The following is a 15116-nucleotide window of genomic DNA, read 5'->3' on the forward strand; positions in this document are numbered from 1 at the left end:
ATGCGGGCGTAGCTCAATGGTAGAGCGCTAGCTTCCCAAGCTCGATACGCGGGTTCGATTCCCGTCGCCCGCTCCAGAAAAGAATCCGCTCCAGAAAAGAATCATGGCTCAGCCCGTCGTCCGGGGGCCGAACATGATCACGGCGACGCCGATCAGGCAGACGGCACTGCCCACCAGGTCCCAGCGGTCCGGACGGAACCCGTCCAGAACGATTCCCCACGCGAGGGAACCCGCAACAAATACGCCTCCATAGGCCGCGAGAATCCGGCCGAAGTGCGCTTCCGGCTGGAGCGTCGCCACGAATCCGTAGGCACCGAGGGCCATCACGCCCAATCCGGCCCACCACCATGGCCGGCCCTCCCGAATGCTCTGCCAGACAAGCCAGGCACCCCCGATTTCGGCCAACGCTGCAACGGCAAAGAGCACAACCACAAGGAGCACGTTCATGGTCCCCATTATTTCCCTGCGGAAGCGGACCTTGTTCCCTGCGGAAGCGGACCTTATTTCCCTGCGGAAGCGGACCTTATTTCCCTGGGGAAGCGGACCGGCGGCCCGGCTACGAAACCTTCGGCACGATCGCAACCAGCCGGCGTCGTTCGTGCGGTGAACGTGTCCAGCGGAAGCGCACCGTGAGCTGGCCCCGGCGGGCAAGTACGACGGCGATGCACCCCGCCGCCAGCACCGGAACCCCGCCCGCCACCACCATTGTTGCCTGCGCGCCGATATTCTCCGCGAGCCAGCCGACCATAGGACCGCCCAGCGCCTGGCCGCCGATGAGCACCATCATGTACAGGCTCATGACGCGGCCGCGGATGGCAAGGTTCGTGGAAACCTGGACAAGCTGGTTGGCTCCGGTGACAAACCACAGGCATCCGATACCGGCACAGAACATCAGCGCGGTGAACGCGAGCTGGCTGGGAACATACGCGGCAAGCACCATGAACCCGCCGAACGCGGTCATCCCGCCGAGCACCCCACGCAATCGCAACTGGGTCCGCCTTGTTGATGCGAGGGCTCCCACCAGCGACCCGCTCGCGAGCGCCGTATTGAGCAGCCCATAGCCACCCGCGCCGGACTCGAAGACGTCGTCGGCAAAGGCCGCCAGGAGCACCGGAGTGCTGAGCGCAAACACCGCGACAAACGCCGCGCAGACGGTGGTCCAGAAAATCGCCGGCTTGCCGGCGAGATACCGGGCACCCTCGCGCAGCTGTCCCTTTGAACGAGCGGCGGGGGCGGTGGTGTTGAGCTGGTCCGTACGCAGCCGGCACAGGGTCAGCACCGTGTAGGTGCAGGCGAGCGCATTGATGGCGAACGCCCAGCCGCTCCCGACAGCGACAATCAGCAAACCGCTGACGGCCGGACCCACCATGGCTCCGAGCTGGAAGATCGAGGAGTTGAGGCTGATGGCGTTGCGCAGGTAGGTGGCGCCCACGAGGTCATTGACGAAGACCTGCCGTGCCGGCGCATCCACCACTGTGACCAGGCCCAGCACGAGGGCAATGAGGTAGACGTGCCATACCTCGATGGCCCCGGTCAGTGACAGCACGGCCATGGTTGCAGCCATCAGGGCGGCAACGCTCTGCGAAATGATGAGGAGCACGCGCTTGGAACAGCGGTCGGCAACCACCCCTCCCCACGGTCCAAGGATCAGCATCGGCGCAAACTGCAGTGCCACCGTAATCCCGACCGCGGTCACCGACCCGGACAGTTCGAGCACCATCCAGTCCTGCGCGATGCGCTGCATCCAGAGCGCGACGACGGCAATCAGGTGGGATATGGCGAAGAGGCGGAAGTTGGGGATGCGCAGGGAGATGAACGTGTCCCGCCAGGCGGGGCGCTGGTGAATCACGGCGATCGGAGCGGTCAGAGTCGCGTCTCCGGCGGGCGCGGAGGGTGGTGGGGGTGCCAAGAGAGTGTTCCTGAGCTAGTTCGGGTGACGGCTGGAAGGAGTGGGACCATTCAACGCTAACCAGCGCCGGTCACATTAGGAACAGTGATCAGGCTTATAAGTACTATTGCAGAACGTAATAAACATGAGGGAAGGGCCGTCCGTGTTTGATTCGCTCCAGCTGAAGTCCTTTCTCGCGGTCGCGGAAACGCACAGTTTTACCGGGGCCGCCGCGCGGCTGGGCCTGAGCCAGCCCACAGTCAGCCAGCACGTCCGGAAGCTGGAGAAGGCGGCCGGCAGGATGCTGATTGCCCGGGATACCCGGGAGGTGCGCCTGACCGACAACGGCGACGCGATGGCGGGGTTCGCGCGCACCATCCTCGCGGCGCAGGAACAGGCGCTCGCCTATTTCTCGGGCTCGGCGATGCGCGGGCGGCTCCGTTTCGGTGTCGCGGATGATCTTGCGATCACCCAGCTCCCCCGCATCCTCCGCCATTTCCGACAGCTGTATCCGCAGATCAACCTGGAGCTGACCGTGTCGCAGAGCCCTCCGCTGCTGCGGCGCCTGCGCGCCGGCCAACTGGACCTCATCCTCATCAAGTACATGGCTGGAACCGGTGAGGGCACCCTGGTGCAGCGTGACCGCCTGGTGTGGGCCGGCCACGGCAAAACAACGCTCGACGACGGCGCACCCGTCCCGCTGATCGCCTACCAGGCGCCCAGCCTCAGCCGGCAGATGGCCATCGAGGCGCTCGAGAAGGCCGGCCGAACCTGGCGGATCACGTGCAACACCCGTGAGATCAACGGCGTGCTGGCGGCCGCGCGCGCGGGCATCGGTCTGGCGGTCTTTCCGCAGTCCCTCATTCCGGACGACCTGGTGCAGGTAACCAACCGGTTTGACCTGCCGCCGCTCGGGGATGTGGATTTCACCCTACAGAGCAACCCGCTGGCAAACCAGGAACTGGTGGAGACACTGAGCAGCGCCATCCTCGGCCGGGCGCTGCGGAAATCGGCTGACTCCTGAGCCGGCCGGGTGCCGGCGGCGTGCCCAACCCCACATCGCACACCGGCGGCAGCCAGCGTAGACTTGACGCGATGAATCGCACAATGTTCAAGTCCAAGATCCACCGCGCCACGGTGACCCACGCGGACCTCCACTACGTGGGTTCGGTGACGGTCGACCTGGACCTGCTGGACGCCGCGGACATCCTTCCCGGCGAAATGGTCTCCATCGTGGACGTCACCAACGGTGCCCGTCTGGAGACCTACACCATCGCCGGCGAGCGCGGTTCGGGTGTCCTCGGCATCAACGGTCCCGCAGCGCACCTGGTTCACCAGGGCGACACCGTCATTCTCATCACCTATGCGGCAATGACCACCGAAGAGGCGCGCTCCTATGTGCCCACCATCGTGCACGTCGATTCCGCCAACAAGATCATCGAGTTGGGCAATGACCCAGCTGAAGGCTTGACGGAGGGCCTGCAGCGTCCGCCGTTCGCACTGAACAACGCAGCGCTTCTCTAGCACGCTCCCGGCAAACCCACCCGGCAAACCTTCGAATGGCCCCGCAGTTTCTGCGGGGCCATTGCCGTACCCGGGCACCGGCGCACCGCGCGAACTGCGCCTCCTAGCGGAATCGCCGCCCAGGGCTTAGTGTCGAGAACACAAAGGGTGCTTCGTATTCTCCGGTTGGAACAACCGGAGGGCTGGAAGCAGTCCAAACTCGATGTGGAGGCGAGGTACGTATGCCGGGAAATCGCAGGATTATTCAGCAGCGAGAGCGGGTACGGGAACGCCGTGTCGCAGTGGCAGTCACCTCGCTGGGCCTCACTTCCCTCCTACTCACCGGATGCGGACCGGCGGATTCCGGTCCACCGACTCTCACCTGGTACATCAACCCCGACGCCGGCGGCCAGGCTGACATCGCGCAGCGCTGTACCGAGGAGGCAGACGGGGAATACCGGATCGAAACATCACTCCTCCCCAATGACGCAGCGGCGCAGCGCGAGCAGCTTGCGCGGCGGCTCGCGGCCAATGACTCTTCGCTCGACATCATGAGCATCGATCCTCCGTTTGTCCCCGAGCTGGCAACCTTCCTCGCCCCGGTTCCCGAGGACATTGCCGATAGCACCACCGAGAACACCCTGGAAGGCGCATTGGCGGGAGCCATGTACGAGGACCGACTGGTCACCGTACCGTTCTGGGCGAACACCCAGATTCTCTGGTACCGGGAATCAGTGGCTGAGGAAGCCGGACTCGACATGTCACAGCCCGTGACCTGGGACCAGCTGATGGAAGTGGCCGCGGAACAGGACGTTGAACTTGGTGTCCAGGGTTCGCAGGCCGAGTCCATGACCGTGTGGATCAATTCGTTGATCGAATCGGCCGGGGGCACCATCCTGGAGAATCCGGAGGCCCCGGCTGACGAAATCGAGCTGGGACTGGACAGTGAGGCCGGCCGGGAGGCCGCCCGGATCATCGGCACCATCGGCGACGAAGGGCTCGGCGGCCCGGGCCTGGCAACGTCCACGGAAGGCACCTCGCTGACGGAGTTCCAGGGTGATACCGGCTCCTTCATGGTGAACTATCCGTTTGTCTGGCCGGCCACGCAGGGCGCCGTCGAAGGCGGCAGCCTGGATCAGGCGCTGCTCGATGACATCGGCTGGGCGCTCTACCCACGGGTCAGCGAGGACCAGGAGGCGGCGGCGCCGCTCGGGGGAATCAACCTCGGTGTCGGGGCGAGCAGCGATAACCCCGAACTCGCGTACCAGGCTGTCGAGTGCATCGTCCAGCCGGAAAACCAGACCGAGTACTTCCTGACCAACGGCAATCCGCCATCCAATTCCGAGGCTTACGAGGATCCGCGCATCGAGGAGCAGTTCCCGATGGCGGAAACGATCCGTGAATCACTGGAGAACGCAGCACCCCGCCCGCAGACCCCCTTCTATAACGAGATCTCGAGCGGCTTGCAGCAGACCTGGACCCCACCAGAGGGAGTGGAGCCGGAAACCACGCCGGAAGAATCCGCGGAGTTCATCACCGCTGTGCTGAGAGGGGAGAGGCTGTTGTGACCAGGGCGACCACCGAGAACCCGGAGGCCATGAAGACCAACGGCCGCCGGAACAACGATTACAGCGACAGGGCCAAAGCGGAGCGGCGCCTGGGCTGGATTCTCGCGGGGCCTGCATTCATCATCATGCTGGCGGTCACCCTCTATCCGATCATCCAGGCCTTCTTCGACTCCCTCTACGCGTTCCGCCTGACCGCACCGGATGAGCGGCAGTTCATCTTCTTCCAGAATTACGTGACCATTCTGAGCGACCCGGTCTGGTGGCGGGACCTGCTCGTCACCCTCCTGATCACCGTGGTGACGGTCGCCGTCGAGCTTGTCCTCGGTTTTGCGCTTGCCCTGGTGATGCACCGGGCACTCAAGGCAGTCCGGGGTTGGCTCCGCACAGCCATCCTGGTGCCCTACGGGATCATCACCGTGGTTTCCGCCTACGCCTGGTTCTATGCGTTCGACATCAGCTCCGGCTACGTCAACTCCTGGTTCAACTGGGTACCGGGCATTGATCAGGACCTGAACTGGTTTGCGCAGGCGAGCACGGCGCTGCCCGTCATCATGGCTTCGGAGATCTGGAAGACCACGCCTTTCATTTCGCTCCTTCTCCTCGCCGGTCTGGCGCAGGTACCGGACGAGCTGACGGAAGCCGCAAAGGTCGACGGCGCCACCTGGTGGGAACAGATGCGCAAGGTCATCATCCCGAACATGAAGGCAGCCATCATGGTTGCTGTCCTGTTCCGGGCACTCGATGCCTTCCGCATCTTCGACAACGTGTTCATCATGACCAACGGGCAGTACGGCACGGAAGTGCTCTCGCTGCTCGCGTACCGAACGTCTATCAGCAGGCTGGAGATCGGGCTGGGTTCAGCGGTGTCGGTTCTGCTCTTCGCCTGCGTTCTCCTGATCAGCTTCATTGCGATCAAGATCTTCAAGGTTGATCTCGCCGGCTCGACAGGAGGAAAGCGATGAAGTCATCCGGACGCGAAAAACTCGTGTGGACGCTCATTTCCATTGCAGTTCTGATCTATGCACTGTTCCCCGTGGCATCCATCCTTGCCACCTCGTTCAAGTCACCCGGAGATCTGACCAACGGCAAGTTCCTCCCCTCCCCCGGCCTGGCCACGCTCAGCAACTATGAGCAGATCCTGGTCGGCGACGCGCAGGAACTGTTCCTGTCGGCGCTGCGGAACTCCATTGGAATCTCGCTGATCGCGACGTTCATCGCCGTTGTGCTCGCTACGCTGTGTGCCTACGCGATTGCGCGGTTGGACTTCCCCGGCAAGAAGGTCATCCTGACGACGGCGCTCGCCGTGTCGATCTTCCCGGTCATCTCGATCGTCACCCCGCTGTTCAACCTCTGGCGGAACATCGGGCTGTACGACACCTGGCTGGGGCTCATCATCCCGTACCTGTCCCTGACTCTCCCCATCTCGATCTGGACCCTGGCAGCGTTCTTCCGCCAGATTCCGTGGGAACTTGAGCAGGCGGCACAGGTTGACGGCGCCACCACCTGGCAGGCCTTCCGCAAGGCGATCGTTCCGCTTGCCGCTCCGGGAGTGTTCACCACCGCGATCATTGCCTTTTTCATCGCGTGGAACGACTTCGTCTATGGGATATCGCTGACGTCCACAGAAGCAGCCCGCCCGGTGCCTGCAGCGTTGGCGTTCTTCACCGGGGCTTCGCAGTTCGAGTCCCCCACCGGCGCCATCTCGGCGGCGGCCATCATTGTCACCATTCCGGTTGTGCTGCTGGTATTGCTGTTCCAGCGGCAAATCGTTTCAGGCCTGACCCAGGGCGCAGTCAAGGGTTGAGAACCGAAGGAAGAGGATCCAGAACATGGCTTCTATCACGCTGAAGAATCTCGTCAAGAAGTACGGGGATGGGTTTCCCGCCGTCAATGACATCAGCATCGACATCGAGGACGGCGAGTTCATCATCCTGGTGGGCCCCTCGGGCTGCGGCAAGTCCACCCTGCTGCGCATGATCGTGGGGCTCGAGGACATCACGTCCGGTGATCTCTACATCAATGACGAGCGGGTGAACTCCAAGGCGCCGCGAGAGAGAAACCTCGCGATGGTCTTCCAGAACTATGCGCTGTACCCGCACCTGACGGTCTTCGAGAACATCGCCTTCCCGCTGCGTCTGGCCAAGGGCAGGCACAGCGAGGAGGAAGTGCAGCGCCTCGTCAACGGGGCGGCCGCCACCCTGGAACTGACAGACCACCTGCAGCGCAAGCCGGCCAATCTCTCCGGCGGCCAGCGGCAGCGCGTGGCGATGGGGCGGGCGATCGTGCGTCAGGCGGATGCCTTCCTGTTCGACGAGCCGCTGTCCAACCTCGACGCGAAGCTGCGCGGGCAGATGCGCTCGGAGATCTCCCAGATGCAGCGGCGGCTGGGAACCACGTCGGTGTACGTGACCCATGACCAGACCGAGGCCATGACGCTCGGCGACCGGGTGGCAGTTCTGAAGAAGGGCGAACTGCAGCAGATCGCATCGCCGCGGGAGTTGTATGAACAGCCGGTCAACCTTTTTGTTGCCGGGTTCATCGGGAGCCCGTCGATGAACTTTCTTCCGGCCACAATCGAGAACGGGAAGCTCCAGACCTCCCTTGGGGCGCTGGACGTCCCCGCCGAGAAAGCGGCAAAGGCGGAAGGCCGGAAGATTGTCCTGGTCGGTGTCCGCCCGGAATTCTTCGAAGACGCCAAGCTCGTCGATGACGCCAAGAAGCCCCACGGCTCAACGTTCAAGGCAACCCTGACCCACACGGAGTGGCTGGGGAACGAACAGTACGGGTACATCAACTTCGATCCCGCCCCGGAGGTCCGCGAACTGCTCGACAACCTTGCCCGGGACATGGACGCTGATGAGTTGCGGCCGCAGGTTGTGGTGACCCTTGATGCCGTCAGCCGCATCCGCGGTGGCCGCGAATCGGAGATCTGGCTGGATACCCGCAAGCTGCACCTCTTCGATCCCGAGACAGGCGAGAACCTCACCCGTGATGCCGAAGCCGGCGCTGCGCTCACCGCTGAGGCCAGCCAGGAACGTGCCGAGGAAATCGCCAGCGCACATGCGGCCGACCGCGACATGGAATCGGGTACCGGCTCGGCCGGCTCAGGAGGGAGCCACGCGGCAGCAAGCTGACGGTGACCGGGTTGTACGCTGATGGCTATGGCGAGCAAAGACGCAGCAGACGCTGAGACAACATCGGCCGATCACATTTCCCTGATCACGGCCGGGTACACCTTCGAGGAACCTTCCATCCAGCTGGGAGCCGCGGTGGTGGGCGGCACCGTCCATCCCGAGGCTGCCGTGCGCCTGCCGCTGGCCATGATGAACCGTCATGGCCTCGTCTCGGGGGCAACCGGAACCGGGAAGACCATCACGCTCCAGGTCCTCGCCGAGCAACTGAGCATCGGCGGGGTGCCTGTGTTCCTTGCCGACATCAAGGGTGACCTCACCGGACTGTCCACGCCCGGAGCGGGCGCAGAGAAGCTCCTCAAACGCACACAGTCCGTAGGCCAGTCCTGGTCTGCGGCGAGCTTCCCGGTGGAGTACTTCTCGCTCGGCGGCGACGGCGTGGGGGTACCCATCCGGGCGACCATCTCCGATTTCGGTCCGCTGCTCCTGGCCCGGGTGCTGGATCTCAACGAGACCCAGGAGTCCAGCCTGCAACTGGTGTTCCACTACGCGGACAAGGCCGGCCTGGAACTGTTCAACCTCGCAGACCTCCGGGCTGTGATCACCTTCCTGGTCTCCGATGAGGGCAAGGACGCGCTCGAACAGCTCGGCGGCCTGTCGAAAGCAACCGCCGGCGTGATTCTCCGCGAGCTCATCACCCTCGAGGCGCAGGGCATGGACCGGTTCTTCGGCGAACCCGAATTCGACACCGGGGATCTGCTGCGTACCGGTGCTGACGGCCGCGGCATCATCAACTGCCTCGAACTTCCCACGCTCCAGCAGAAGCCACAGCTGTTTTCGACCTTCCTCATGTGGCTGGTCGCCGATCTTTTCGCAGACCTGCCCGAGGTCGGCGATCTCGACAAACCGAAACTCGTGTTCTTCCTCGACGAAGCGCACCTGCTGTTCAATGGCGCATCGAAGGCGTTCCTGCAGTCCATCCAGACCACCGTCCGGCTGATCCGTTCCAAGGGCGTCGGCATCTTCTTTGTCACCCAGACCCCCCGTGACGTTCCCGCGGAGGTCCTCGGCCAGCTCGCGAACCGCGTCCAGCACGCGCTGCGCGCCTTCACCCCGGATGATGCCAAAGCGCTGAAGTCGACCGTCTCCACCTTCCCCATCAGCCCCTACGACCTCGAGGAGGTCCTCACCACGGCCGGCATCGGCGAGGCCGTCGTCACCGTCATGAACGAGAAGGGCGCCCCCACTCCCGTCGCCTGGACCCGCATGTTCTCCCCGCAGTCCACCATGGGACCGTCTCCTGCCGGCGTCGTCGAGGACATCGTGAAGAGTTCTCCACTCCTCGCGGACTACGGAACCCCCATCGACAGCCACTCCGCCTTCGAGAAACTCTCCGGACAGGCGGAAGCAGAAACTCCAACAACGACGACGGCGGCTCCCCCATCCACTGCGGACGAACCTCCCGCTGCAGGGCGGCTTCCCACCCAGGCCGAGATCGACGCCGATGCACGCCGTATCGAGGAGGAAATCCTCGGCCGGCCCAGCAACCGTCCGCCCAGTGCACGCAGGGAGCAGCCCGCGCCTGACTCCGGGACAAACCCGCCTCCGGCTCCCCGCACCGGCGGGAATCAGCCCGACAGGAATCAGCCCGACGGGAATCAGCCGGACAGGAATGAAATGATGGACTTTGCCCTCAAGGCTGCCGGGACCATCGGTGTTGAGCTGGTCCGGGGTCTTTTCGGGACGCAACGGAGGCGCCGTCGTCGTCGTTGGTAGGTCCGGCACGGTCATTGGGTAACGTAAGAGGGTGAATTCGTCCCGCCTGATCCGAGTCCTGGCCGCCTGGCTGGGCGGGCTCATGCTCGCGGTGGCGGCTGCAATCACTACCGTGACGCTGGTCAACACCCACGTCTACGGCCCTCACCAGCAGGTGGAAAGTTACCTTGAGGCGCTGCGCCAGGGTGAGGGAGAACGGGCGCTGGGGCTGCTGAACGCCACCGTTCCGGACGCCAACGCCGCGCTCCTCGACGGCCCTGCGCTGCAGCGGGCCACACGCGGAGTAGAGAATGTCGAGGTCGGCACGCCCCGGCCGGCAGGGGACAACCGGGTTGAGGTGGATGTCTCCTACACCATCGCCGATACCCAACACACCACGGCGTTCCTCCTCGAGAGGACCGGCACCGAGTGGCTTTTTTTCAACCGGTGGGAATTTGTGCCGTCCGCTTTGCCCACCCTGGAAGTCTCTGTGATCAACCAGAACGAGGCGACGCTCAACGGCACCCGTGTCCTGATGCCGGAAGGACGCAACCGCTTCGCCGTTTTCTACCCGGCGGAGGTGGAAGCCCACTACACGAGCGAGTACTTCGCGGCGCCAGCCCAGACCGCTGCGGTGACGGACCGCCGGCAGGCGCCCACCCGGATCAACCTCGCCACCGCCGCCACTCCCGCCCTGAGTGACGCGGTGGCCGCACAGCTCAAGACCTTCCTCGACAGGTGTGCGGAACAGACCGTGTTCCAGCCCGCCAATTGTCCCTTCGGGTTCGAGACGGAGAACCGGGTGGCCGGACCGATCGACTGGTCCATCACGGAGTACCCGGAAGTCCGCATCGAACCGTTCAACGGCGACTGGATCATCTCACCGCTCACAGGCACCGTTCTCCTGGAGACCCGGCTGCAGGACCTGTTCACGGGAATCATCGAGCCTGTCAGCGTCCCGCAGGAGTTCGGTTTCACCGCCCGCCTCGCCGTGACCGAAGAAGGCATCACGGTCACCCCCGTGGTGGAGTACTAGGGCTAGTCCAGACCGCGCAGGTCGAGGATCAGTTCGGTCTCCCCGTCCGCGTTGAGGATGACCGGGATCCCCCAGTCCTGCTGGTACAGGTGGCAGGCCGCATGGTCCGGGATCTCTCCGCCCGGTTCGCCGTCGCAGGCCGCCGCGCGCGCGGTGATGTGCAGGACGCCCTCGGGAACCTCGTCGGAGAGCACCAGCCGGCGCTGCAGCCCTACGCCGGTGCCTCCACCGGAGACGAGCAGCGCCTCCGGCGAGGAGGAGATCTTCAGCTGCGTGGGATCGCCCCAGCGGTCGTCCAGCTTCTGCCCCTTCGGCGCACTGAACCTGACGGTGACACCGAACCCGCCGGCTGCGACGGTGGTCTTGGGCCGCTGCGTCTGCGAGGCGCCCTCATCGACGGCAAGTGCCTCCTTGGGGATGGGCACCCGCACCAGCTGGTGCTTGTTTGCCTCCACCACGATGAGGAGCGGTTCGCCGCCTGATTCCACCGGCGCCTGGTCCACCAGCACGTCGGACGGCTCGGCAAGCCCGCGGATGAGGGTGGAGACCTGCCGCGTCGCCGGGTCGTACCGACGGACGGCGCCGTTGTAGGTGTCGGCGACGGCGATCGACCCGTCCGGCAGTGCCGTAACTCCCAGCGGGTGCTGGAGGCGTGCCTGCCCCGCCTCGCCGTCGCGGAACCCGAAGTCGAACAGGCCGGTGCCGATCGCGGACTGCACCTGGGTGCGGCTCCGGCCGTTGACCGTGACGAAGCTCAGGACCCGCAGCGCGGAGGTCTCCGAATCAGCAACCCAGATGTTCCCATGCGCGTCCTCCGCCAGGCCCGAGGACTGTGCGAACCACGCGGCGGTGGCGTCGCCGTCGAGCAGCCCTTCCAGTCCGGTGCCGGCAAGGATGTCCACGCCGCCGGTCAGTGGATCGAAGGTGAAGATCTGGTGGGTGCCGGCCATGGCCACGACCACCCGCTCCAGCGTGGTGGACCAGATAACGTCCCAGGGTGAGGACAGGGAGATGTTCAATGCGTCGGTGCCCAGGAACGTGTCCTCCAGGCGCGGTGCTGCGTCCTCCGGGATGTCCTCGGCGTCGCCGCCGAGATCCAGGGAAACCTCCTCCAGCTCGACCGGGCGGGCCTTGACCTGGTTACCGGCGTCGAGCAGCCGCTGCACACCGTTCCCGGCAACGGTGGTCACTGCCCCGGTCTCCAGGCTGAGGGCGCGCAGGCGGTGGTTGACCGTGTCGGCGAGAACGACGTCGTATCCCACCCGCCGTGCGATCTGCGCTGGAAGGAGCGTCAGTCCCTGCGGTTCGTTGAACTGGGCTGTGTCAGGACCGCCGTCCGCGAAACCGCGGGTGCCGGAGCCGATGATACGCCGCACGGTGGTGAGATCGGCTTCCAGCTCCACCAGCCGGTGGTGGCCGGTGTCGCCCACGAGGAAGGTATTGCTGGCGGGCAGTGCAAGCACCTTGCCTGGGAAGCGGAGGTCCCCGGCGGTGGGCTCTGCGGGTACGTAGGGGCCGTCCCCCCGGTGCAGCGTGCCCTTCGCCTCGTGCTCCGCTACGAGTTCCTCGACGAGGGACTCCAGTCCGGCGGCGTGGCCCTCACCGGAGAGGTGCGCAACGATGTAGCCCTCGGGGTCGATCACCACGAGGGTGGGCCAGGCGCGGGCCGTGTACGCCTGCCAGGTATCCAGCTCCGGGTCATCGAGCACCGGGTGGTGGATTTCATAGCGTTCCACGGCCGCCGCAAGGGCCACGGGATCGGCCTCATGCTCGAACTTGGGTGAGTGGACGCCGACCGTCACGAAGACATCCGAGTACTTCTCCTCAAGCGGCCGGAGCTCGTCGAGCACGTGGAGGCAGTTGATGCAGCAGAACGTCCAGAAGTCGAGCAGGACGATCTTCCCGCGGAGATCCTCAAGGGTCAGCTGCCGCCCTCCCGTGTTGAGCCAGTTCCGTCCAACGAGTTCGGAGGCGCGGACGCGGTAGCCGACGCGGAGCGAGGTTTCGGTCATTCAGGATCTCCTGGTGGGGTTGGGCGCTGTCCTTGGCGAGTGCCATGCGGGGGGTGCCCGGCGGAGGACCGGGTGCGGTCCCGTTCCGCGAGCGAGGCGAACATGTTGTTATAAGCCGAAAGTTCGGCGTCGTTATTCCGTTCCGCCGCGCGGTCCTTGCGGCGGGTCTCCCTGGCATCGCTGCGGGACCACATGACCGCGACGCCGATGGCGAGCAGGAGCGTGGGTATCTCACCGATCCCCCAGGTGACCGCACCGCCGATCTGCTGGTCGGCGAGGGCCGACGGGCCCCAGTCCCGGCCCATGTTGCCGAACCAGGAGGCCTGCAGCAGGGAGGTTCCTCCGGTCAGTGCCACACCGAAGAACGCATGGAAGGCCATGGTGGCGAAGAGGAGCAGCAGCCGCAGCGGGTAGGGTGCACGCCGCGGGATGGGGTCGGTGCCGATCATGGTCAGCACAAAGATGTAACCGGTGAGCAGGAAGTGCAGGTTCATGAGCTCATGCCCCACGTGCTCACGCAGGGCGAACCCGAACAGCGGCGAGTAGTAGAAGATCACGATCGACCCCGCGAAGTTCGCCGCAGCGAACAGCGGGTGGGTGACCAGGGCGGAGAACTTCGAATGGACGATCACCAGGATCCACTCGCGGATACCCCTGCTGCCGTCCCGGCGCGGGGTCAGCGCCTTCAATGCCAGTGTGACCGGCGCCCCGATGACCAGGAACAGCGGGACCACCATGGTCAGCGCCATATGGTCGATCATGTGTGCGCTGAACAGCACCATGCCGTAGACGGCGGGGGCCCCGGAGGTGAAGTATGTCAGCGCGGTCAGTCCGGTCAGCCAGGAGATCAGCCGGAGAACCGACCAGGAATCACCGCGCCGGTGCAGCTTGGCCATGCCGAGGATGTACGCGGCAGCGACCGTGACGGCGAAGGCGATCCACAGCCAGTCCGGGCGCCATTCCGTCAGCCAGCGCATCGGCGTCGGCTCCGGAGGCAGTTCATAGCCGGTAAGGATGCGTGCCGGACTCGCGTCGGGCTGCAGTTCCTCCAGGCGCGGCGGCGCGGTCCGGGCCAGCGCGACGGCCACCCCGGAGACGGCCCCCATGATGGCGAGTTCGACGGCGATGAGCTGCCAGAGCACCCGGCGGGCGGACAGGTTGGTTTCCAGTTGAGGGATGACCCACTGGCGGTGCATGAGGCCGATTCCGCCGAGGAAGATTGTGGCGATCGCCTTGAAGGTCACCAGCAGGCCCCACTCGGAACTGAGCTGGGAGAGGCTGCCGATGCGCAGGCTGGCGTTGACGATGCCGGACAGGAACACGAGGGCGAAGGCAAACCCGGCGAGGGCGGAGAAACGCTTCAGGACCGCCGCAGTCTGGGTTCCGAGTTTTCCGCCGATCACGGCCAGGACAATGATCCCGCCGACCCAGAGGCAGACGCCCACCAGGTGCAGCAGGATGGAGTTCACGGCGGCGTTGTGGTCATCGCCGCTTGCCGAGTGGCCGATCAGGGCCATCGGCAGCAGACCGCCGAGTGAGAGCACCAGCGTGAGGGCAAGCCAGAGGCTCGAGCGGGCGCCGAACGTCATGGTTGCGGCGACAGCGGCAATCATGGTGGTGGCCAGCCAGGCCCTGCCGGTGTCGAAGTCCGTCAGGTAGGACGCCAGGCCCTGGGTGTAGACGGGGTCGCCGCTGAGCGGCAGGCCTGCGGCGTCCGAGTAGGTGAGCACCATGACGGCAAGGGCGGAAAGCGTCCAGGCTACCGCCGCCCAGGACGCCAGCGACATCACCCGGGAAAAGGCAGGCGTTTCCTCCGGATCTTCTCCCGCCGCACGTCCTGTGCCGGTTCCGGACCGGACGCGGCGGGGCAGGATCACCACCGCGAAAACGAGGGAGCCGACGACGGCGGCCACCGAGAGGTTGTGTGCGGCTTTGGCCACGGGCAGGCCCCAGCGGGTGAGGACGCCCGGGTCGCTCAGCTGGCGGGGAGCCGCTGCCCCGGAGAAGGCCAGTGCGAGAACCACTGCTGCGAGGACGGCAGCCCCCGCGGCGATCAGCCAGCCGGGTCCGATCCCGGTTCCCCCGGCGGCGCCGGCGCGCCCGGACTTCGACTGGTTGGTTGTTGTGGCCACGCCTTCCATTGTCTACCCGCAGTAGAACAACGGCCAACTAACGTAACGTGCCGCACTGGTGAGAGCGGGCCGGACGCTGAAAGGAACGGGT

Annotated in this window: 12 protein-coding genes and 1 tRNA gene; 9 read left to right on the forward strand and 4 right to left on the reverse strand. The window is 65.2% G+C overall.

What is annotated here, in order from left to right:
* Positions 1-2: 2 nt before the first annotated feature.
* A tRNA-Gly gene (locus tag BLS52_RS02900) sits at positions 3-76 on the forward strand.
* A gap of 32 nt (positions 77-108) precedes the next feature.
* Here BLS52_RS02900 and BLS52_RS02905 read toward each other — a convergent pair.
* A complete protein-coding gene (locus tag BLS52_RS02905; protein WP_090584518.1) occupies positions 109-447 on the reverse strand; it encodes a YnfA family protein in 339 nt (112 codons plus the stop codon).
* Positions 448-556: 109 nt separating this feature from the next.
* Positions 557-1909, reverse strand: coding sequence for an MFS transporter (locus tag BLS52_RS02910; RefSeq protein WP_090584413.1), 1353 nt, complete (start codon positions 1907-1909; stop codon positions 557-559).
* 142 nt (positions 1910-2051) lie between these two features.
* On the opposite strand from BLS52_RS02910, the gene BLS52_RS02915 reads away from it, so the two are divergent.
* From BLS52_RS02915 to BLS52_RS02950, 8 genes are all read left to right on the forward strand, one after another.
* Positions 2052-2912 (forward strand): LysR substrate-binding domain-containing protein, encoded by an 861-nt coding sequence (locus tag BLS52_RS02915; protein WP_026545293.1) that lies wholly within the window; start codon positions 2052-2054, stop codon positions 2910-2912.
* Between the two features lie 71 nt (positions 2913-2983).
* Positions 2984-3412: an aspartate 1-decarboxylase gene (gene panD, locus BLS52_RS02920; protein ID WP_026545294.1), complete on the forward strand. Its 429-nt coding sequence runs from the start codon at positions 2984-2986 to the stop codon at positions 3410-3412.
* 221 nt (positions 3413-3633) lie between these two features.
* Entirely contained in the window at positions 3634-4959 is a 1326-nt protein-coding gene (locus BLS52_RS02925) for an extracellular solute-binding protein (RefSeq protein WP_051470718.1), read from the forward strand.
* 29 nt (positions 4960-4988) lie between these two features.
* On the forward strand, positions 4989-5921 hold the full coding sequence (locus tag BLS52_RS02930; protein WP_051470719.1) for a carbohydrate ABC transporter permease: 933 nt from the start codon (positions 4989-4991) through the stop codon (positions 5919-5921).
* On the forward strand, positions 5918-6763 hold the full coding sequence (locus BLS52_RS02935; RefSeq protein WP_026545297.1) for a carbohydrate ABC transporter permease: 846 nt from the start codon (positions 5918-5920) through the stop codon (positions 6761-6763). The genes BLS52_RS02930 and BLS52_RS02935 overlap by 4 nt, the downstream gene beginning before the upstream one ends.
* A 25-nt stretch (positions 6764-6788) precedes the next feature.
* Positions 6789-8093 carry an ABC transporter ATP-binding protein gene (locus BLS52_RS02940; protein ID WP_090584414.1) on the forward strand — a complete coding sequence of 435 codons (1305 nt, stop codon included), beginning with the start codon at positions 6789-6791 and terminating at the stop codon, positions 8091-8093.
* Positions 8094-8114: 21 nt separating this feature from the next.
* Complete coding sequence (locus tag BLS52_RS02945) at positions 8115-9866, forward strand: helicase HerA-like domain-containing protein (protein ID WP_090584415.1); 1752 nt, start codon at positions 8115-8117, stop codon at positions 9864-9866.
* Between the two features lie 31 nt (positions 9867-9897).
* Entirely contained in the window at positions 9898-10881 is a 984-nt protein-coding gene (locus BLS52_RS02950) for a hypothetical protein (RefSeq protein WP_245702659.1), read from the forward strand.
* Positions 10882-10883: 2 nt separating this feature from the next.
* Here the strand turns inward: BLS52_RS02950 and BLS52_RS02955 are convergent, their stop codons facing one another.
* Both BLS52_RS02955 and BLS52_RS02960 read right to left on the reverse strand, forming a co-directional pair.
* Entirely contained in the window at positions 10884-12893 is a 2010-nt protein-coding gene (locus BLS52_RS02955) for an NHL domain-containing thioredoxin family protein (RefSeq protein ID WP_090584416.1), read from the reverse strand.
* The gene (locus BLS52_RS02960) at positions 12890-15034 is read right to left on the reverse strand and encodes a bifunctional copper resistance protein CopD/cytochrome c oxidase assembly protein (RefSeq protein WP_090584417.1); all 2145 of its coding nucleotides are present in this window, start codon (positions 15032-15034) and stop codon (positions 12890-12892) included. Before BLS52_RS02960 ends, BLS52_RS02955 begins: the two co-directional genes overlap by 4 nt.
* Positions 15035-15116: the final 82 nt, after the last annotated feature.

It is taken from the genome of Arthrobacter subterraneus (genome assembly GCF_900099735.1).
GTDB classification, from domain to species: Bacteria; Actinomycetota; Actinomycetes; order Actinomycetales; family Micrococcaceae; genus Arthrobacter_D; species Arthrobacter_D subterraneus.